At 57.8% G+C, this 19,948-nt stretch carries 19 protein-coding genes and 2 pseudogenes; 10 read left to right on the top strand and 11 right to left on the bottom strand.

The genetic code is table 11. The features are described 5' to 3' along the window. Positions 1–4: 4 nt before the first annotated feature. Both NX780_RS02490 and NX780_RS02485 read right to left on the bottom strand, forming a co-directional pair. Positions 5–787 (bottom strand): spermine/spermidine synthase domain-containing protein, encoded by a 783-nt coding sequence (locus tag NX780_RS02490; protein WP_258826283.1) that lies wholly within the window; start codon positions 785–787, stop codon positions 5–7. 126 nt (positions 788–913) lie between these two features. After that, a complete protein-coding gene (locus NX780_RS02485; RefSeq protein ID WP_258826282.1) occupies positions 914–1,435 on the bottom strand; it encodes a glycine zipper 2TM domain-containing protein in 522 nt (173 codons plus the stop codon). Between the two features lie 420 nt (positions 1,436–1,855). Here NX780_RS02485 and NX780_RS02480 point away from each other — a divergent pair, with 420 nt between their 5' ends. From NX780_RS02480 to NX780_RS02460, 5 genes are all read left to right on the top strand, one after another. Then, complete coding sequence (locus NX780_RS02480) at positions 1,856–2,275, top strand: barstar family protein (protein ID WP_258826281.1); 420 nt, start codon at positions 1,856–1,858, stop codon at positions 2,273–2,275. A 71-nt stretch (positions 2,276–2,346) separates the two neighbouring features. Then, positions 2,347–2,979: a phosphoribosylglycinamide formyltransferase gene (gene purN, locus NX780_RS02475; protein ID WP_258826280.1), complete on the top strand. Its 633-nt coding sequence runs from the start codon at positions 2,347–2,349 to the stop codon at positions 2,977–2,979. A gap of 15 nt (positions 2,980–2,994) precedes the next feature. After that, the gene (locus NX780_RS02470) at positions 2,995–4,314 is read left to right on the top strand and encodes an RsmB/NOP family class I SAM-dependent RNA methyltransferase (protein ID WP_258826279.1); all 1,320 of its coding nucleotides are present in this window, start codon (positions 2,995–2,997) and stop codon (positions 4,312–4,314) included. Positions 4,315–4,323: 9 nt separating this feature from the next. After that, entirely contained in the window at positions 4,324–5,643 is a 1,320-nt protein-coding gene (locus NX780_RS02465; protein ID WP_258826278.1) for a mechanosensitive ion channel family protein, read from the top strand. 115 nt (positions 5,644–5,758) lie between these two features. Continuing rightward, entirely contained in the window at positions 5,759–6,973 is a 1,215-nt protein-coding gene (locus NX780_RS02460) for a DesA family fatty acid desaturase (protein ID WP_258826277.1), read from the top strand. Positions 6,974–7,039: 66 nt separating this feature from the next. Here NX780_RS02460 and NX780_RS02455 read toward each other — a convergent pair whose 3' ends face one another. The 3 genes from NX780_RS02455 to rpmB all read right to left on the bottom strand — a co-directional run bounded on the left by NX780_RS02455 (position 7,040) and on the right by rpmB (position 8,348). Then, positions 7,040–7,762 carry a hypothetical protein gene (locus NX780_RS02455; protein WP_258826276.1) on the bottom strand — a complete coding sequence of 241 codons (723 nt, stop codon included), beginning with the start codon at positions 7,760–7,762 and terminating at the stop codon, positions 7,040–7,042. Positions 7,763–7,930: 168 nt separating this feature from the next. After that, a complete protein-coding gene (gene rpmG, locus NX780_RS02450; RefSeq protein WP_005665735.1) occupies positions 7,931–8,098 on the bottom strand; it encodes a 50S ribosomal protein L33 in 168 nt (55 codons plus the stop codon). A gap of 13 nt (positions 8,099–8,111) precedes the next feature. Beyond that, a complete protein-coding gene (gene rpmB, locus NX780_RS02445; protein WP_026354825.1) occupies positions 8,112–8,348 on the bottom strand; it encodes a 50S ribosomal protein L28 in 237 nt (78 codons plus the stop codon). A 239-nt stretch (positions 8,349–8,587) separates the two neighbouring features. Between rpmB and NX780_RS02440 the strand changes: the two genes are divergently transcribed. Continuing rightward, positions 8,588–9,031 carry a hypothetical protein gene (locus tag NX780_RS02440; RefSeq protein ID WP_258826275.1) on the top strand — a complete coding sequence of 148 codons (444 nt, stop codon included), beginning with the start codon at positions 8,588–8,590 and terminating at the stop codon, positions 9,029–9,031. 6 nt (positions 9,032–9,037) lie between these two features. Here NX780_RS02440 and NX780_RS02435 read toward each other — a convergent pair. Next, positions 9,038–9,271: pseudogene (locus tag NX780_RS02435) on the bottom strand (JAB domain-containing protein); the annotation flags it as partial. Positions 9,272–9,308: 37 nt separating this feature from the next. Here NX780_RS02435 and NX780_RS02430 point away from each other — a divergent pair. Then, a complete protein-coding gene (locus tag NX780_RS02430) occupies positions 9,309–10,964 on the top strand; it encodes a recombinase family protein (protein WP_258826274.1) in 1,656 nt (551 codons plus the stop codon). A gap of 346 nt (positions 10,965–11,310) precedes the next feature. Here the strand turns inward: NX780_RS02430 and NX780_RS02425 are convergent, their stop codons facing one another. The 5 genes and pseudogenes from NX780_RS02425 to NX780_RS02405 all read right to left on the bottom strand — a co-directional run. Beyond that, on the bottom strand, positions 11,311–12,111 hold the full coding sequence (locus NX780_RS02425) for a hypothetical protein (RefSeq protein ID WP_258826273.1): 801 nt from the start codon (positions 12,109–12,111) through the stop codon (positions 11,311–11,313). 2,199 nt (positions 12,112–14,310) lie between these two features. After that, entirely contained in the window at positions 14,311–14,787 is a 477-nt protein-coding gene (locus NX780_RS02420; RefSeq protein ID WP_258826272.1) for a response regulator, read from the bottom strand. Further along, entirely contained in the window at positions 14,775–15,533 is a 759-nt protein-coding gene (locus NX780_RS02415) for a sensor histidine kinase (RefSeq protein WP_258826271.1), read from the bottom strand. Before NX780_RS02415 ends, NX780_RS02420 begins: the two co-directional genes overlap by 13 nt. A gap of 3 nt (positions 15,534–15,536) precedes the next feature. Then, a complete protein-coding gene (locus tag NX780_RS02410; protein ID WP_258826270.1) occupies positions 15,537–16,448 on the bottom strand; it encodes a restriction endonuclease in 912 nt (303 codons plus the stop codon). Positions 16,449–16,832: 384 nt separating this feature from the next. Continuing rightward, positions 16,833–17,288: pseudogene (locus NX780_RS02405) on the bottom strand (UPF0758 domain-containing protein); the annotation flags it as partial. A gap of 136 nt (positions 17,289–17,424) precedes the next feature. Between NX780_RS02405 and NX780_RS02400 the strand changes: the two are divergent. From NX780_RS02400 to NX780_RS02390, 3 genes are all read left to right on the top strand, one after another. Beyond that, entirely contained in the window at positions 17,425–17,874 is a 450-nt protein-coding gene (locus NX780_RS02400) for an FKBP-type peptidyl-prolyl cis-trans isomerase (protein ID WP_258826269.1), read from the top strand. 17 nt (positions 17,875–17,891) lie between these two features. Next, complete coding sequence (gene ispH / locus NX780_RS02395; RefSeq protein ID WP_258826268.1) at positions 17,892–18,839, top strand: 4-hydroxy-3-methylbut-2-enyl diphosphate reductase; 948 nt, start codon at positions 17,892–17,894, stop codon at positions 18,837–18,839. A gap of 169 nt (positions 18,840–19,008) precedes the next feature. Beyond that, complete coding sequence (locus NX780_RS02390; RefSeq protein ID WP_258826393.1) at positions 19,009–19,938, top strand: branched-chain amino acid ABC transporter permease; 930 nt, start codon at positions 19,009–19,011, stop codon at positions 19,936–19,938. Positions 19,939–19,948 lie beyond the last annotated feature (10 nt).

Raw genomic sequence — 19,948 nt, 5'->3', positions numbered from 1 at the left:
AAGTTCAGGCGGCGGCGAGGATGCCCTTGACCCAGGATTTCGCCGGCAATTTTGTCTCGGCGACGATCTGCGCAGCGCGTGCCGCCAGCGCTTCCTTGTCGATCACCGGACGATCACGGAAGCACAGCGCCACCACATTGCCCTCGTGGACTTCCGGCAGACAGATCACGTGCCCGAAGGCGAACTTCATCGCCTTGATGTTCTTGGCAAAGCTCGGGTGGTCGCCGAACAGGTTGACCGTCATGATGCCGCCATCGGCCAGACAGTCCTTGCAGGCCTGGTAGAACTCGGGCGTGTCGAGCACGGGTCCGCGCGCGGTCGCGTCGTACAGGTCGCATTGCAGCACGTCGAAGGCGCCATGGTTGGCGGAATCGAGGACAAAGTCCATCGCATCCATCTCGAGCACGTCCAGGCGTTCATCGAGGGGCGGCAGCTTGAACATCGAATTGCAAATGGCGATGACCGATTCATTGAGCTCGACGGCAGTCACCGTCGATTCCGGGAACTGGCGATAACAGAACTTGGTCAATGTGGCAGCACCGAGGCCGAGTTGCGCGATGGCCTGCGGCTTTTCGATGAACAGCATCCAGGCCATCATCTGCTGCGCGTACTCGAGTTCCGGCCAGTCCGGCTTGCGGATGCGCATTGCGCCCTGCACCCACTCGGTGCCGAAATGGAGGTAGCGGACGCCGTCCTGCTCGGACAGCGTGACAGGGGCGAACTTGGGCTTGCGCGCGGGACGGCGCGAGGATTCGGCCTGTTCGATGGATTTGCGTTTGATGAGCATAGGACGACCTGATTGAATCGCCCTATTATCGGGGGAGGGGTTCCCGCAGCGCAAGCTCGCGCTTGCGCCGCGGTGTCCGTTCACGCCGGTACGCTGGGTCCCGGCGCAACGAGAAATAACAAGAGATTAATAAGCGTCGAGCGGTTGCACCGAAACGCGCAGGCGCACGCGGTTGCCCGGGTCGCGGTTCATCAGCGACGTATAGGTCTGGCCGCGGTACTCGTAGGTCACATCGTAGCCATTCGTGCGCGACTCATAGGCCTCGACCACGCGGCACTGGCGAACCGCCTGTTCCTGCACGCCTTGCGGGCGGTTGGCGTTCTCGGAGCGGTCGCCGATCATGGCGCCGGCAATCGCGCCGGCTGCCGTCGCGGCGACACGGCCACTGCCGCTGCCGACCTGGTTGCCGAGCAGGCCGCCGACGACACCGCCGACAATGCCGCCGCCGACGCCGCGTTGCTGCTGCACCGGCACCTGCACATACTCGGTTCGGCATTCCTCACGCGGCGTGCGGATCTGTTCGACGCGCGGCTGGACGCGGACGACGCGGCCAAAATCTTCAAATTCAGAGTGCGTCGTCTGGGCCTGGGCCAGCGGCAGGGCGCTCACGCCCAGGGCGGCGATGATCAGTTTGACGTTCAGGTTCATGGTCTACCTCACAATGGAGTTCGTATCGGGGCGATCTTTTCGTCGTCTGGTGGGGTGGGAACCGACCGGACTTTCATGCCTCCTATGGTAATCTCAACGCAGGTAACCCTCGAATCCCCGTGGCAACAAAATGTAACAGGGGCGGGCAGCCGGACGCCGCCTTGCCAGAATGGCAGAGATGTCGAAAAGGGGCATTTCCAGGCATATGCACCCCTACCAATTCTTACAAATGCGATTCCTGAGATCACATTTGGGTTGCTTCCCATACCACAAAACGTTACCCTTACACACTAAGGGGTTTATTGGCGCGTGGAAACGATAGTCGGGAGAGAAAAGACGGGCGGATGCCAACCGCCACCAGGCGTGGCGCCTGAAACGTTCAGGGCCACATGACACCGAGCTGGTCATCTTGAGGAAAAAATGAGTTTGTTGATGAGAGTGCCGCCCAATCTTGTGCAGTCGATCCGCGCGTTCCGCGTCGCCGAGCTGCAGCAGGAGGCTGCGCGCCTCGGTCATCACTTCCTGTATGCGCATTGCGCAAATACCCTGACCAAGCAACAAGTCTGCGCCCGTATCGGCGAGAACTTCTATTTCCCCAAACCCTGCAGCAAGAATTTCGATGCCCTGCGCACCTGTCTGACGGCGACCGTCAGCGAAGCAGGGCCGCAGCCGGGTTTCCTTGTCGTCCTCGAACAACTGCCCAGCGCACAGAAATTCGACAAGGAAGCACGCGAGAACCTGCTCGACGTGTTCCGCGACGCGGCCGAATTCTGGGCCGAGAAGAAAGTCCCCTTCCGGGTATTCTACTCCTTCGCCATTCCCGCGACGGAAACCATCTAGGCCGCATCCGGGCGGCCTCCGAGCCCTCGCCGACGGCGGTTGCCGGCCGGCGATACGGTACAATGCCGGCTATGAAAAACATCGTGATCCTCATTTCCGGCCGTGGCAGCAATATGGAAGCGGTCGTGCGCGCGGCGGAAAGCCAGGGATGGCCGGCCCGCATCGCGGCGGTGATCAGCAATAAACCGGAAGCCAAGGGCCTGGAATTCGCCCGTGCCCGCGGCATCCCGACGGCCGTGGTGGCGAACAAGGAATATCCTTCCCGCGCCGAGTTCGACGCGGCCCTGCAGGAAGCCATCGACCGTTTCGCGCCCGACCTGGTCGTGCTGGCCGGTTTCATGCGCATCCTGACCGCGCCCTTCGTGGAACATTACGAGGGCCGCATGCTGAACATCCACCCTTCGCTGCTGCCGCTGTTCCCGGGACTGGGCACGCACCAGCAGGCGCTGGACGCCGGCGAGAAGGAACACGGCGCCACCGTCCACTTCGTTACCGCCGAGCTCGATCATGGGCCGGTGGTGGCGCAGGCCCGGGTGCCGGTGCTGCCGGGCGATACCGAGGACACCTTGTCTGCCCGCGTGCTGGTCGAGGAACACAAGCTCTACCCGCATGCGGTGCGCCTCTTCGTCGAAGACAGGCTCAAGATTGAAAACGGTGAGGTCCGCATCCTGGACGATGCGCCCGCCGAAACCACAAGCATTTAAAACCAAGGAACACCCATGAGATTGCCTCCAGCGATCATCGCCAATACCGAAGAAGTATTGCGCGAGATCCTGCGCTTCACGTCGCCCGCCGACGTCACCCTGTCGCGCTACTTCAAGGACCACCCCCGTTTCGGCGGCCGCGAACGCGGCGTCATCGCCGAAGCCGTGTATGCCGTGCTGCGCAATAAATCCTTCTTCACCGATTTCGCCGGCGCCGGCAACACGCCCTCGATGCGCAAGCTGGCCCTGCTGGGCCTGGCCGAGACCGTCGGCATCGACGCTTTGGGCGGCCTGAGCGAGGATGAGACCCATCTCCTTACCCGTGTCAAGGAAGTCGACCGTTCGCTGTTGCCGCCGCAGACCCAGGCCAACCTGCCGGGCTGGCTGTACGACAAGCTGGTGGCGCAGTTCGGCGAACAGGAAGCGCTGCAACTGGCCGCGGTGCTGAACACCCCGGCGCCGCTGGACCTGCGCGTCAATTCCATCAAGGCCAATCGCGAGGACGTGATCGCCGAGCTCGCCAAGGCCCCGATCGCGGCCGAGCCGATGCCGTATGCGCCGCTGGGCCTGCGTGTCCATAAAAAGCCTGCGCTGCAGAACCTGCCGCTCTTCAAGGAAGGCGCGATCGAGGTGCAGGACGAAGGCAGCCAGGTGCTGGCGCAACTGCTCGGCGCGCGACGCGGCGAGATGGTCGTCGACTTCTGCGCCGGCGCCGGCGGCAAGACCCTGGCGTTGGGCGCAACCATGCGCAATACCGGCCGCCTGTACGCCTTCGACGTCTCGGACAAGCGCCTGTCGAAGCTGAAGCCGCGCCTGGCGCGCAGCGGGCTGTCGAACGTGCACCCGGTGCTGATCGCGCACGAGCGCGACGCCAAGATCAAGCGCCTGGCCGGCAAGATCGACCGCGTGCTGGTCGATGCGCCCTGCAGCGGCCTGGGCACCCTGCGCCGCAATCCGGACGTCAAGTGGCGCCAGAAGCCGGAGGCCGTTGCCGAGATGCAGGAAAAGCAGGCCTCGATCCTGGACGGCGCCTCGCGCCTCGTGAAAACCGGCGGCCGCCTCGTGTATGCCACCTGCAGCCTGCTGAACGAAGAGAACGACGTCATCGTCGAGCAGTTCCTGTCCACCCATCCGGACTTCGAGCTGGTGCCGATGAACCAGGTGCTGGAAGAGCAGAAGATCCCGCTGGAAATGGATCAGTATCTGAAGATGCTGCCGCACAAGCACCAGACCGACGGTTTCTTCGCGGCCGTGCTGCAACGCAAGGCTAAAGTGAAGGCCCCGGCCGTGGAAACGCCGGCCGACGAGTCGGAACTCCCGCAAGCAGAGGAATAACGCCGACACATGCCGCTCCAGCAACTGCTGGCCGACCTGCTCGGCGACATCCACCAGCCCGCCATCCTGTGGCAGGCGCTTGCCATTGTCCTGTGCGTGCTGGTCGGCTGGGGCCTGGCGCGGCTGATGCACCGTTCCTGGCTGCAGAATCACCAGGACCAGCACGGCGGCCTGATCGGCCTGGGCATGGGCAGCTTCAGCCGCGTGCTGCCGCCGCTGCTGATCTTCGGCCTCTTGGTGACGACGCGCGCCGTGATGGCGCACTACCAGAACGTGCATTTGCTCGACGTGGCGGTGCCGCTGTCGTCTTCGCTGGCGGTGATCCGCACCGTGTTCTATCTCCTGCGGCGCGTGTTCGCACGCCGAGGCCCCCTGGGGGAAGCGCTCCAGACCTTCGAGAAGATCTTTGCGCTGCTGGTGTGGCTGGGCGTGGCCCTGCACATCATGGGCGTACTGCCCGACGTCATCCGCTTCTTCGAGGAGCACAAGCTGCCGATCGGCCAGCACAAGATCTCGCTGTCCGACCTGGTCGAAGGCGCAGTCTCCATCGTCGTCCTGATGATGCTGGCGCTGTGGGCCGGCGCGGCGCTGGAAGAGCGTCTGATGAACGTCGAGCGCATGCACACCTCGATCCGGGTGGTGCTGGCACGCATGAGCCGTGCGGTACTGATCCTGGTCGCCGTGCTGTTCAGCCTGGGGCTGGCCGGCCTCGACCTGACCGTGCTGTCCGTGTTCGGCGGTGCGCTCGGCGTCGGCCTCGGTCTCGGCATGCAGCGCATTGCCAGTAACTATGTTTCCGGTTTCATCATCCTGCTGGAACGCAGCCTGACCATCGGCGACCCGATCACCATCGACAAGTATTCCGGCAAGGTCGCGCGCATCAATACGCGTTATACCGTGCTGCGCAGTACCGACGGCACCCAGACCCTGTTGCCGAACGAAATGCTGATCACCGGCGTCGTGCTGAACCAGTCTTTGACCAACCGAAATGTCCGCGCGGTAACGAAACTGACGGTGTCCTACGACAGCGACCTGTCCGTCGTGATGCCGCTGCTGGAAGCCCAGCCGAAGGGCGTGGCGCGCGTGCTCGAGCAGCCGGCGCCGAACGTATTGCTGAACGCCTTCGCTGCCGACGGCTACGAACTCGAAGTCGGCTTCTGGCTGGGCGATCCGGAGAACGGGCAGGGCGGGCCGATTTCGGACGTCAACAAGAAAATCTATGCCCTGGTCGAATCCGGTCAAATAAAACTTGGTCATCCGTCTATTGATACGCGCTTACTCGATGCGCATATAACATCAGTTGTGGCGCGTGCTCCAAACGCGACGTAAATCATGGTGAAATAGGGCACTTGAACATGCCGTGCGTCATTGGAACCGCGTAAAATGATGGGTTGCGGGCCGTCGCGATAAAACGATGGGCCTAAGCATTATCAATGGAGACTGAATGAATTTCTTGAGTAGTGAACCCGTGCAAGCCGTGCTGAGCTTCCTGTCGACCGGCCTGCTCGACCTCACCGGCTGGCAAATCTTCTTTGTCACGCTGGGGCTGACGCATATCACGATCGCGGCCGTGACGATCTACCTGCACCGTCACCAGGCGCACCGCGCGCTCGAACTGCACGCCATCCCGAGCCACTTCTTCCGTTTCTGGCTGTGGATGACCACCGGCCAGGTTACCAAGGAATGGGCTTCGATCCACCGCAAGCACCACGCCAAGTGCGACACCGAGGAAGACCCGCACAGCCCGCAGACCCGCGGCATCAAGAAGGTGTTCTTCGAGGGTGCGGAACTGTACCGCGCTGAAAGCAAGAACAAGGAGACCATGGAGAAGTACGGCCATGGCACGCCGGACGACTGGCTCGAGCGCAATGTCTACTCGAAGCACAGCGCCATGGGCGTCGTGCTGATGCTGCTGATCGACTTCGCGCTGTTCGGCATCGTCGGCATCTCGGTCTGGGCCGTGCAGATGATGTGGATCCCGATCACCGCGGCCGGCATCATCAACGGCATCGGCCACTACTGGGGCTACCGCAACTACGACTGCAGCGATGCGGCCACCAACATCATTCCCTTCGGCATCCTGATCGGTGGCGAAGAGCTGCACAACAACCACCATACCTTTGCCACCTCGGCCAAGCTGTCGAGCAAGTGGTACGAGTTCGACCTGGGCTGGGGCTATATCCGCATCCTCGAGACCCTCGGCCTGGCCAAGGTGAAAAAGGTTGCGCCGAAGCCGGAATTCGCCAAGGACAAGCTGGTCGCCGACCTCGAGACCCTGCAGTCGGTAATCGCCAACCGCTATGACGTGATGGCGAAATATGCGAAGTCGGTGCGCCATGCTTTCCGTGAGGAATTCGAGCACCTGAAGCACAAGGCCGAGCTGGAGTCGCGCTTCCTGAAGAGCTCGCGCAAGCTGATGCAGCGCGAGCCGGGCAAGCTGGAACTGTCGCAGAAGCAGCAACTGGTCGAGCTGTTCCAGCACAGCAAGGCGCTGGAAACCATGCACCAGATGCGTGTCGAACTGGGCGCGATCTGGGAGCGTTCGCACTCGACCCGCGACCAGCTGCTGCAGCAGCTGCAGGACTGGTGCGCACGCGCCGAAGCCTCGGGCATCAAGGCGCTGCAGGACTTCTCGCTGCGCCTGCGCAGCTACGCATAAGCTGCTTTTCAAAGCACAGTGATGACGGCTCCCCTCGGGGAGCCGTTTTTCATTGTGGCCAAGTATTCAGATCAGGAGAACTTGCGCATCCTCGGGCAAGATGAGGCGGGCGCGCGGATCGAAGTTTTCGTTGCCGGTGAAGCGGTGGCAGTAGACCGGGGCATTGGCGTGGTTGCGCGCCGGTTCGCTGGTCGGAAAGCGCGCCAGCACCTGGCTGCCGTCCCTTACCTCGACCTGGGCGAGCGGCGAACCGCTGCAGACGGAGACGCCGAGGCGGCGCGTGAAGGCCCAGGCCAGCAGGCGGTGGTGCCAGGGGACGAGCGGCTCCATGGTCGCATGCACGTCGCGCAGCAGGCGCCGCACTTCGCCGATGGTCCAGGCGTCCGGCGGCAGGGTCGGGATCAGGACCAGGTTGGCGCGCAAGTCCCTGGGGTGCTTGTTGATCGAAAAGCTGCCATCCTGCTGGGCGATGCGATCCTCGACCGGCACCACGTAGAGCCCGTGCTCGCCGGCGCGCACCGGGAGCGATACCCCGCCCCCTTCGAGCCAGACCGACAGGTCGTCGGTACGCACGCCGGCGCGGGCGGCGCGCAGCTGGACGGCCAGCGCGGCGCGGCCCCCCAAGCCCTGCTGGACGGCCTTGGCCATCGGATAGAACAACTCCTTGTAGGGAACGAGACGGTGGTGCGTGGCCTTGACCTCGACGGTCTGCAATGTGTCCGGACTGTCGGGCGCCGCCGCCTGGGCGCACAGGGTGCAGGCGGCGAGGAGGGAGAGGAAGAGGCGCATGCTGCTCGGCGGGAGAGTCGCGACGTCCCATCCTTCCACGGTCCAGGGGGAATTGCAATATTTGCACGCGTACGTGCTGCGTGGCGTCAGGAAGTGTGGCTTTCGCGCCGCCGCAAATAAAAAAGCCGCCAGTCGAGGACGGCGGCTTTTTTGGAGAAGCAAGATCGATTACTTGATCTTGGTTTCCTTGTAGATCACGTGCTTGCGTGCCTTCGGGTCGAATTTGGTGATTTCCATCTTCGCCGGCATGGTGCGCTTGTTCTTGGTGGTGGTGTAGAAGTGACCGGTACCTGCGGTCGATTCCAGCTTGATTTTGTCGCGGCCAGTTTTTGCCATGATAGCTCCCTAATTAAACTTTTTCGCCACGGGCACGCATGTCGGCCAGCACGGCGTCGATGCCGAGCTTGTCGATCACACGCAGACCGGCGTTGGACAGACGCAGGGAGACCCAGCGGTTTTCCGATTCCACGAAGATGCGGCGGTTCTGCAGGTTCGGCAGGAAACGACGCTTGGTTTTGTTGTTAGCGTGGGAGACGTTGTTGCCAACCATCACTCCCTTGCCGGTAACTTGGCAGACACGTGCCATAGTGCACTCCTTAAGAATATCCAGGATTGGAAAAACGAGAGTATAGCGTGAAAACCGAAAGCAAATCAATCACTTGCGAAAAACAATTGTGTCTTAATCCAGTCTAAAATTTAACAATTGTGGATGAGCTCGCTGGTAATCGATTTTTCTGATTCAATGCGCAGCGAATTGTTGCCTGTAGGACATGCATGCTAGAGTCATTGTCGTGTTTTCCACCGATAGAAAGTAGAACGTATTTCATGCGCCTCCTCGCCAGCCTCCTCCTCAGTCTCGCCATCCTCGCACCCCAGGCCGCCACGGCTGGACCAGCAGCCACCGCACTCGGTGAATGCCTCAAAGACAATACCAGCGGCAAAGACCGCAAGGACCTGGCGCGCTGGGTCTTCATCTCCATGTCCGCGCATCCGGACATGCGCAGCCTGGCCACGGTGAGCCAGGACGCGCAGCTTGACTCCGACAAGCGCATGGCTGCGGTGCTGACGCGCCTGCTGAGTGAAAGCTGCCCCACACAGACCCGCGCGGCCGTCGAGCAGGAAGGCCAGCCCGGCTTGTTTAACTCCTTCAAGGTCCTGGGCGAAGTTGCCATGCTCGAATTGATGTCGAACCCCGAAGTGACGAAGACGATCAGCGGCTATGTCCAGCATGTCGACATGGCCAAGCTGGAGAAGGTGCTCAAGAAGTAAATCAGCTCATAGCTGGCCGTGCTCGGCAAAGGAATGCACTTGCGAGCCGGCCACCACGAAGTGGTCCAGTACCCGGATATCGACCAGGGCCAGCGCCTGCACCAGGCTTGACGTCAGGCGCAGATCGGCCTCGCTCGGCTCGGCCACGCCCGAGGGGTGGTTGTGGGCCAGGATCACGCCGGCGGCATTGCAGTGCAGCGCCGCCTTCACCACCTCGCGCGGGTAGACGCTGGTATGGGTATTGGAGTACCAACTTCGATACTTTACAATATGCAACATGAGTGAACACAAACAAACGAGGGTACTAGCGTACGCCCGGTTCTCGTCTGCGCGACAGGCGAAAGGAACCAGCCTTGAACGACAGGTCAGGAACGCACAGAAATGGTGTCAGGAGCGTGGATTCGTTCTGGATGACCTCACACTACAAGATACCGGGATAAGTGCTTGGACAGGCGCAAACAAGCGGCGCGGCAAACTGGGATTGCTACTCGACCTCATTGAAGCGGGAAAGGTTGAGGCCGGCACTTATCTGCTTGTCGAGGCTTTCGACCGGCTCACGCGTGAGGAGCTCACGGACGCTGTCGGGCTTATCACAAAGCTGCTGGAAGCCGGACTCATCATCGTTACACTAACGGATGGGATAGAGTGGACCAAGGAGTCCATGAATTCCCAGAAGATGGACTTCATGATGAGTGTCCTTTTGCTGTCAAGAGGACATGAAGAGTCATTAATGAAAGCCAAGAGGCTGCGGGAGACCTTTGGCAGCGCGCGAGAGAAAGGCAGCCGAAAGGAATTTGGGAGCGCTCCGGGATGGCTCTGGCGACCAGAAAGCACGGAGCCCTGGCAAGTGGTTGACAAGCATGCGGAAGCAGTGGTGAAGGTGTTCGAGTTGGCAGCAGCTGGATATGGCAGCAAAGCGATTTGCAAAACAGCGAATGCTGAAGGGTGGCCAATTCCTACTCGGGAAACAGAGAAAAAGCCTAAAAAATGGCATCCAACAATGCCAGGAAGGCTGTTGCGAATGCGCGCAGTGCTGGGCGAGCATGAGTATCGCATTATGACTCACGAGGCCAAAAAGGAAGTTAATCATTGGCGAGGTAAAAGCAGTGGAATCGTTATTCCTGATTTTTATCCTCGTATCATTAGTGATGAACTGTGGCATAGAGCGCGGGCTAGCATAGCTACCCGTGCGACAACTAGCCGCCGGCGAGACGAACATTATTTCAACATTTGGAGTGGGCTGCTTCGCTGCGGGTATTGTGGAGCTATGGTCCACAGGAAAAATGAGAGCAGAGGAAATAGTAAGGCGCAGTTAATCTGTTCAAACAAAATTGCTGGTTTGACAGAGTGCAAAACTGGAGCCGCGAGTGCTACGGACGCTTCCCTGCTAACTACCATAAGCGCATTAGCCGGAGCCGAAATGGGGCTCGGATACGATAAGGACGAGTTAGTCAAAAAGATTGATGTCGCGAAATCAAAAATAAGCGACATCTCTTCCAGTGCGTCCGCACTAGCGAAAGCTATTGTTGCTACGAGTGGAGAGCTTCCAGAATTAATTGTTGAGGCGGAACGGCTTCGAAAAGAAAAGGAATTGTTGCTTAACGAAATTGAAGAAGGTGAGCAGAAGCTAGCTTCTGAACCAAATAGCTTATTTGACGATTCATATGCTAACGAAGTTCTAGCGCAACTATATATAAAAACGGAATTGGCGAAGGAGGCTCGGGCGACTTGTAATGTGCGAGTCTCGCGGGTGGTATCAGCAATTTGGCACTTTGCCTACGACCTTGCTATTGTTGAATTCAAAAGCGGAAGCGTTACTGCTGTTGCTCTTAATCCGAAAACCAAGAATGGCGAACGGCCTTTACTACAGCGCGTGCATAATGAGTCTCTCAACCTTATGGATTTGGTTTCAAAATTCATGAGTGTAAAATAAAAAAAGGGAGGCCTTTCGACCTCCCTTTTTAATTAATATGACATGAGAGTTTCTTTTCAGGATAAATGGAAGTTGAACTCTGGAGTTTATTGGTTTCTTGAGATAAAAATATGGTCGCTCTACACAAAATGGCCGCCTTATAGGCGGCCTGGAAACTTATGTCCATCTTCGCTTTTCGAAATGCAAGAAAACCGTCCCCGACCGAAGTCATTCGGTCGGGAACGGGAACCAATACGAGCGGCAGCCAGCAACGCGTTCCGCAAGGTCAAGGCCGAGATTTGTGGCTTTAACGAGTGGTTCTCGTTTGACATGGTGCCAGCCTACGCCATGTCTCCTTTCCTACCTTTTATGAAAACAATGTTTCCGCAAAATAGTATAGCGCCGTTTCGAAGCATAAAAGCGAATCTGTCTGTGCCTGCGTCCATCCCACATTTTCCAGGTCTTTACGCAGCTTCTTTTCGAAGGTGCCGGTGCAGATGAAAATTATCTTTCCCCAAAGCTGCCCAAGTCCAAGAAGGCGTGGTCCGTCTCGCCGGGCGCTGTCCTGCAAAACCTTGCCTAACCAGGTCAATAAGGCCTTGTAATCCTTAGCGTTTTTACGGCTTCGCTCAACTTCAATAAAATATAAACGGCCCTCGCTACGCAGTAGGACATCAGGTCGCTTACCCGCAACTCCGGATTCGCCGCCGAGCCACAGGCCCTGCGAAATCTCCCGTTCAGTCGAAACGCGATAACCTTGCACTATCCCTGAGATGGCGATTTCGTTTGCAATACAGCGATGTCGGTAATGTGCGCTACTAAAGCTGCGTACAAGGTCCTTTCCACTATCCGCTGTGATACCCATGCTCTTCAGCCTGCGCGCTCCGGTTGCCGAAAGCGCATAGAGGGTGCTGCCGTCAGCACCTCGCCCTAGAATGACAAATCGACTCAGGCGCAGGCGACGCAACGTTCGCTGAGCCATTCGTATGGCGGATTCTGTCGGTTGGGTTCTTGCTACATCAGGCATAGCACTCGGCTTTGGCGCCCATCGCCGCCAGCATAATGTAGCAAGGTCGCGGGTCCGCAACCAACCGAATCTGTGCAGTGCTCTCAGGACCCGCGTTTCATTTTCTTGAGCAATATTTCGTCCATCGTTTTTGTTCATCATGACTGTTCCGAAAGTTGTTGTCATGATTCGTATAGAGAGAAACCCCGTTCATCTCCCTGTACGAGGGAGGGTGAACAGGGGAGGTGAACAGCCGCTTCGCGCCTGGCGGTCACCGTTCGCTTTCCCCGGCTGGACGCCGGGCCGCTCACTGACAGCGGCTGAACGCCGCCGTCAGGCCGCAAACCCCAAGGGCGCCCCCACGCCAAAGGCGCGGGTAAGTGGCTCAACCCGGCCCGCTGGACGCGGTTGGGCTGTCGGTCAGCGCTGCGCCTGCCTTGACCCACTTACCCGCGCCTTCGGCGTGGGGCGCGGGGCCTATTGGGCCCCCCACGGTGCACCGCCTAGCTTGGGCTCGGCTATCGCTGCGGCGACGCTCTACGAGCTGCCTGCGATTCCACCGCGGCCCCCCCCCGCAGTGCGTACAACCGTGTGGGCACGGTCGCACACACTGGGCAGCGGCTGCACGCCTTGCCCCGCCGATCCGCCGTAGGCGGTTCGGCGGCTCCAGAAGTCGCCGCACGCGTCGACATCTGGGGCGCGGCCCCAGACCCCGCACTGCCGCGGGCTGCCACTGGGGAGTACAGCTCCCCAGTACCTAGTAGCATGGTTCAAAAAATCCCTGCAATTAGTCCTATTATTTCGACCTCAAAAAAATTATGCTGCCAGTGCAGTTTATGACCTCTCCTGTTGCCTATATTCAAATGTGGGGCCTTGAGCTTCACCGCCAGCTGGGTTCGGAGACATGACGGCAGCCAGCTGGGGACAGGGGTACTGTGGGGAAGCGGTTGAGATACCTCGGCGGGTGGCGCGATAAGATGCTAGAGCCCGCTACTGCGAAAGTCTGGCACGGCATACATACTCGTCCCAAGGTTGGCGTGTTGTGAGCATCCGGCGCTAGTAGCTCTTTGTGCTGCTAGGGTGGCGGAGCTCCAGCCTGAACCCAGATTGGCAAGAAACTCAATATTGAGTTACTCAATCATAAATACTCAATATTGAGATACTCAATTAAGGATAATCCTTTGTTGTATAACTCAATATTGAGCATATGTTTTGGATTATCCTTTTAAAATATATTAGTACATAGGCTTACCTAAGAAGCATAAGCTCAATATTGAGATTATATTCGCGCGTGCATGCGTAATTCCGCTTCCAGCGGCCGGCAGCCAGGGAAGAGTGCCACAATGTGTCGACCTGCTGACCTTTGTGCGTCGCTGAAATTTGACAAGAGGTGCCAAGCACGAAGCGGTCTTCGACGTCGCGTGGAAATAGGGAGCCTTATGGCTCTGCGCGGCTCTCGGGTTGCGATGGAGTTCTGTGCGCCATCTAAGTGCGCGGCTACCAAGAGTCTAGAGCATTATCGCTTGCCCTGGGATTTCTGAAGAGGCGACCGCATTATCGGCTCTGGGTCATCTTCCCGTGCCGGATGGCTGGCTCCGAGCAAGCAGCGCTGCTTTCCTATTCTTTTGTTTGCCTAGAGTTAAGCCCGGCTGTTCGAAGGCCTTTAAAAGGTCATAGAAGGGCCGCCAGGACCTCGCAGCGGGTTATGTAGGGGTGTGGTGGCCTAAGTAGTCTGCGGTGCCTCCTGGGGCTTCTATGGCGTTCTGTTCCACGTGCTGTGTTGCTCAGATGGGTTCAATGCAACCACACCGCTTCAACCAAGCTCACGTTCGTGCTACAGATTGTCGGGCGCCAGCTCTGCGCTGGTCGAGGCTGAAGGCGACCAAGCATTGCTCCAGCACATTCCCTGGTTGCCCAGGTTCTAGGCCCTCAGCGCGCAAAGGGCCACCGGAGGCCATCGGAGGTTCACTAAGCATCGACAAGGCGTATGGTAGGGCTAGTGCGCCTCGGCAGCTCTTCACTAGCCTTAAGCACGCTATCGCGCTCTACGCCAATTGGGGGCTGTAGTGCATGTAGAAGGCCCACCACATCAATTCTCACTTCGTTGCTCTTGAGGTCACGAACCGAATTGCAGCCCCTGGTTGACAGCTATGTCACCATTTGTTGAAAGCGGCAAATCAGCATTGCTGCCCGTTACACCCTTGAGTGCCTGAAAGCTTGGCCTGTAGTCAAAGTTAGTGAACCTCGCAGTTGATGCTCTGATAGCTGAGAGTCGGCGTGCTCGCTGCCAACCGCAGTTTATGAATTAGCTATGTCGTGCCGACTGGAGTTAATTGCTACTTCAGTCGTCGGAGTCGCAATTTATATAGTTGTAGACTTGATGACCGCGTGAGAGTCAATTGGGGTCGCAATTATGTTGGCAACCTCTTTTTTAAAATCTTGCACCCTATCCTTCGAAGTGTACTCGCAATACAAGGTTTTGGTTTCAGCTATGATTTGTTCATTGTAATGAGCGGAATATGCACTAACATTTTTCCCCAGATTACCTTGAGTTCGGACATACTTGATAACATAAAAACCCTTGTATTTTTCATACACATCGGTGGGTACGACGAATGTGGGTTTCCAATTGCCCATCGGTATATTTAAATCAATTATATAAGCACGATATTGTGCCTGATTTGCAGCATTTATCGCGTCTTCAACGTTGTTCATGACATGAATTTTCATGCCTTTTGCTTCGATGTAATCAAACAACCATTGAATATGCTCAGGTTCGTCATCGACGATAAGTATTGTATCGTCCAGAAGCTTTTGAGGGAGTTCTACAGTTGCCATAATTTTTTAGGAATAGTGATTCGGAAAGTGGTAACACTGCTTTTAGGGGAATGATGAGCAGTAATTTTTCCTTCTAAGATTTCTTCAGTGATTTTCTTGCAAATGAAAAGTCCGATGCCTGAGCCTTGTGCAACCTTTCCGTGTGCTTCGCGACTACGGAAGCCCATTTCGAAAATCTTCTCTGCGTCGTTATTGCTGAATCCGATGCTTTTACCGATTAGCTCAACGGTAAGCTCACTGTTCGCATTAACTGAAGTAGTTACCTCAACGGTCTGAAACGAAAGCCCATATTTAAGCCAGTTGTCGAATAGGTTAATAAAGATTTGCCTCAGCAATTCAGGGCGTGCCGTAACTCTATACTGGTCGCTGGGATTCAATAGCTCAATATTGATTTCTTTTCGACCAGCTTGACTTTGGAAAAATTGAATAGCTTCAATTATTATTTGGGGCAAGACTGATGTCGCCGCTTCCCGTGCTGTCCGTAGCTCACTTTTCTCAGATGTCTCGAAGAAAAAATCTGACAGATATGCAAGGTTGCGGATAAGTGAGACACATTGTACTAACTGAGCTCTACTAGCGTTGACCACTCGTTTAGCTTTTTCGCCTTGATATGTGCCATCTACGACGTTATCTAAGTTGCCAATAACGCCACTAATAGGGTTAACTACTTGGTGGACGAAATTCGCAAGGAACAAGAGTCCTACATCTTTTCCTTTTGGAAAGGTGGTTGTTTCATTCTCGCTCATATATTATCGCTGAGTTATTTTAATGATATTGCTGTTGACAGTGTATTCAAAATCACCCCATAAAGCTATTGCATCAAAGGTTCTCTTGTATCTGCTTAGTTGTGCCTCAATAGAATTACTGCATGTAACTATGCATGTGTAAATTGAGTCGGGTGTAATAGATGATACGGTAATTCTCAGAGCAACTAGATAGCTTAGGAAAGCGTTCATGGACGGGCCGTCCACTTTTTTAATTGAATCAGAAATAACTGTTCCAGGAAAATTATATCGACTCGGCTCATAAAATATTTTGTCGAACCGCCCGAAACCTTGAATGCTTTCCATCTTCATTTGTAACAGAGAAGAAAGTGCTTGTGCTGCTTTCAACATTGGCGGGGCCACCTCATCTTTAAACTCAATTGATGAGTGATAGCTACTCACACACTTACTCAGGGTAAGTGTCAAGTCAAGAGTCGACCCCGTGATTGGGATAGGTGTATTTTCGAGTCCGTATTTCCATGCAATGTCTTGATATTTTGACAGCAGCATTTCAATCTGATGTCCGGGCCACAGTCTTATTGTTGGGCCCCTCTTCAATTTATTCCATTTTTCGACTTCGGTTATGGCAGTCGGAGTAACTTTTGCAGTCGTGCACAACAAAAGTACATCGGCCGAATTCGATTCTGCAAAAGCTAATTTTTTGTAAATAGTGAACCAATCGACCGAAGTTGCATATCGCTTGCACTCAACATACCATTTTTGCGTAGTTTGTGTTAAGGAGAAATCATTTTGAATAATGTATCCCTCGATATCTCGCCCACCATCTGCTCCTGGGGTTCGCCAGGTAACATTCCTCATCCCATGCGCAATCATTAGGTCAAACGTGAGGTTTTCAAATTCTGTGTCGCCAACGTCAGCTAGTTGTCTAGTCACCATTTTGAGTATTTCTTAGCCCTGTCTATTGCGTAATGTCCACTTGGAAACCATGCCTAACGCAAAGATTCTACGATTAAGCTGTGAAAAGAACAAACTATTTGTCTGTAGGTGTTGCACTTTTTGTAACCGAATTCGGGTGAGACATGTGAACTTCGATTTCCGGATTAGTTTTCAGAGAGCAGCTGCGGTGTCTGGATGCCTTGAAGGCAACACGGCCCCACCTTGGAAAATGCCCTGGTGACTTGAATTGTGAGCTGTTGAGCTGCACGCGCTACCTCATCCTGCGCAGAGTTGGTAGGTAGCGAGAGCTGAGGCGCACAGCTTTGGTTATATACAGAGCTGAGTAATAGCTTCGCGGGTCGCTAAGGTATAAAATCGTAGTTGGTACTCCGAAAGCTGGGTCAGCGTCCCGCGAAACATTTCACTGAAACGGATCAGGCGGTTCTTCACGTCGAGGAAGAGCACCACGAAGGATTCATGGGCCTGCAGGGCGAACTGGTTGCGCAGGTAATGGCGCACCGCGTCCGGGGAGCAGAGCCCGGTGCGCTGGAATTCCTCGCCCACCGCCCGCCGGGTGAGCTCGATGGCCGCCTGAAGCTGGGCATATTTGGCCGGCCCGAGCCCGTGCAGCCGGCCGAATTCGCTGGAAGAAGCGTGCAGCAGCCGGTGCAGCGAGCCGAAATGCTCGAGCATGTCGCGCGCCAGCGCCACCGCGCTTTTACCGGCCACGCCGACGCGCAGGAAAATCGCCAGCAACTCCGTATCCGACAGGGCAGTGGCGCCGGCGCGCAGCAGCCGTTCGCGCGGGCGTTGCTCTTCCGGCCATTCCGTGATTCTCATCGTGGGGTCCTTGCCAAAAATGGGGCAGAAATGGAGTAGATAAGGGGGCAAACTGCGGCGCCGCGGCGCGGCCCCGGCCCAGTAGCGGTAAAATAGCGGTTTGCCTGAACCAGGCTTGCCAGACACAACAAAGAACATGTCCAACGCACCCGTCGTCAACGCATCCTCCTATCTGACCCTGCATTATCGGCTTGCCACCGCCGACGGTACTGATCTCATCACTACCTTCGACGGCACCCCGGCCACCTTGCTGCTGGGCCAGGGCCAACTGGCGCCTTTCCTCGAGTCGCGCCTGATCGGCCTGCCGGAAGGCGCCCACGAAACCTTCGAGCTGAGCGCGGCGGACGCCTTCGGCGAGCGCAATCCCGACCTGATCCAGCCGGTCTCGAAGGCGACGCTGGAAGAGAATTCCGTGCCGGACGCCGACTACAAGGTGGGCGAGCTGATCGAATTCAATGCGCCGAAGGGCGGCCGCTTCGCCGGCGTGCTGCTGGAAATGCGCGACACCACCGCGCTGTTCGACTTCAACCACCCGCTGGCCGGCCAGGCCCTGCGTTTCGAAGTGAAACTGATCTCGGTTCTGTAAACAGGAACAAAGCACTCATGGAAAACGAAATCCTCCTCGCCCAGCCGCGCGGCTTCTGCGCCGGCGTCGACCGCGCCATCGAGATCGTCGAGCGCGCGTTGCGCCAGTTCGGCGCTCCGATCTATGTGCGGCACGAGATCGTGCACAACGCCTATGTCGTGGAAGACCTGCGCAACAAGGGGGCAATCTTCATCGAAGAACTGGAAGATGTTCCTGCGGGTAATACCCTGGTGTTCTCGGCCCACGGCGTCTCCAAGGCCGTGCGCGCCGACGCCGAGGCGCGCGGCCTGACCATTTTCGATGCCACCTGCCCGCTGGTGACCAAGGTCCACGTGGAAGTGGCGAAAATGCGCAAGCAGGGCTGCGAGATCATCATGATCGGCCACGATGGCCATCCGGAAGTCGAAGGCACGATGGGCCAGGCGGAAGAGGGCATGCACCTGGTCGAGACCGTCGAAGACGTGGCGACGCTGCAGGTCAAGAATCCGGACCAGCTGGCCTACGTGTCGCAGACCACCCTGTCGGTCGACGACACCGCCGACATCATCGCGGCACTGAAGGCGCGCTTCCCGAACATCATCGAGCCGAAGAAGGGCGACATCTGCTACGCCACCACCAACCGCCAGGAAGCCGTGAAGTTCCTGGCGCCGCAGGTCGAGGTCGTGGTCGTGGTCGGCAGCCCGAACAGCTCGAACTCGAACCGCCTGCGTGAAGTGGCCGAGAAGAAGGGCACCCCGGCCTATATGGTCGACAATGCCAGCAAGATCGACCCGGCCTGGATCGAAGGCAAGAAGCGCATCGGCGTCACCGCAGGCGCCTCGGCCCCGGAAGTGCTGGTGCAGGCCGTGATCGACCGCCTGAAAGAACTGGGCGCGGCCAGCGTGCGCGCCCTCGAGGGCGTGGAAGAGCACGTCGTGTTCCCGCTGCCCAAGGGCCTGGACGGCGCACGCGCGGAAAGCGCCTGAGTTGTCTTTACAAGAAGCAAATTTGCCGAAGGGGCGCGTTTTCCGGTATTAGTTTTCCATTTGCCAAGTTATGATGGCGGCCATCGGAACATGAACGCCAGGCCAGAAACGGCACTGCGGGGCGACCCGGCAGTGCCGTTTTCAATTCGCCGGAGACTAACGCGCAATGCTGGAAACCTTCCTTCAACAAATCCTCAACGGCCTGGTGCTGGGCAGCATGTATGCCCTGATCGCCCTCGGCTACACCATGGTCTACGGGGTGCTCAACCTGATCAACTTCGCCCACGGCGACGTGCTCATGATCGGCGCCATGATCGGCCTCACCATCCTCAAGCTGCTCGAGACCCATGCGCCCGGCCTGTCCGGCGCCCTGCAGCTGGCCATCGCCATCCTCGGCGCCATTCCGGTGGCCGTGCTGGTGAACATCCTGATCGAGCGGGTCGCCTACCGCAGGCTGCGCAATGCGCCGCGCCTGGCGCCCCTGATCACGGCGATCGGCGTGTCGATCCTGCTGCAGACCTTCGCCATGATGATCTGGGGCCGCAGCCCGCTGCCTTTCCCGCAGCTGCTCTCGCCGGAACCGGTCAGCATTGGCGGGGCCCTGATCTCGCACACCCAGATCCTGCTGCTGGTGCTGGCCGCGGTGTCCATGGTCGCCCTGGTCCTGCTGGTCGAACGCACCAGGATGGGCCGGGCGATGCGCGCCGTGGCCGAGAACCCGCGCGTGGCGGGCCTGATGGGCGTCGATTCGAACCGCGTGATCGTCGCCACCTTCGCCATCGGCGCCGCGCTGGCCGCAGTCGCCGGCGTGATGTGGGGCGCCAACTATGCCTCGATCACCTTCACCATGGGCGTGCTGCCGGGGATGAAAGCCTTCTGCGCGGCGGTGCTCGGGGGGATCGGCAACATCTACGGCGCCATGATCGGCGGCATCCTGCTGGGCATCATCGAAGCGCTCGGCGCCGGCTACATCGGCGACTTCACCGGCGGCTTCCTGGGCAGCCACTACCAGGACATCTTCGCCTTCGTCGTGCTGATCCTCGTGCTGACCCTGCGCCCCTCGGGCATCATGGGCGAGCGCGTGGCGGACCGCGCCTGAGCCGGGAGGA

It is taken from the genome of Massilia agri (assembly GCF_024753255.1).
In the GTDB taxonomy this organism is placed as follows: domain Bacteria; phylum Pseudomonadota; class Gammaproteobacteria; order Burkholderiales; family Burkholderiaceae_D; genus Telluria; species Telluria agri.
This window is presented reverse-complemented; position numbering and strand designations above follow the sequence as displayed.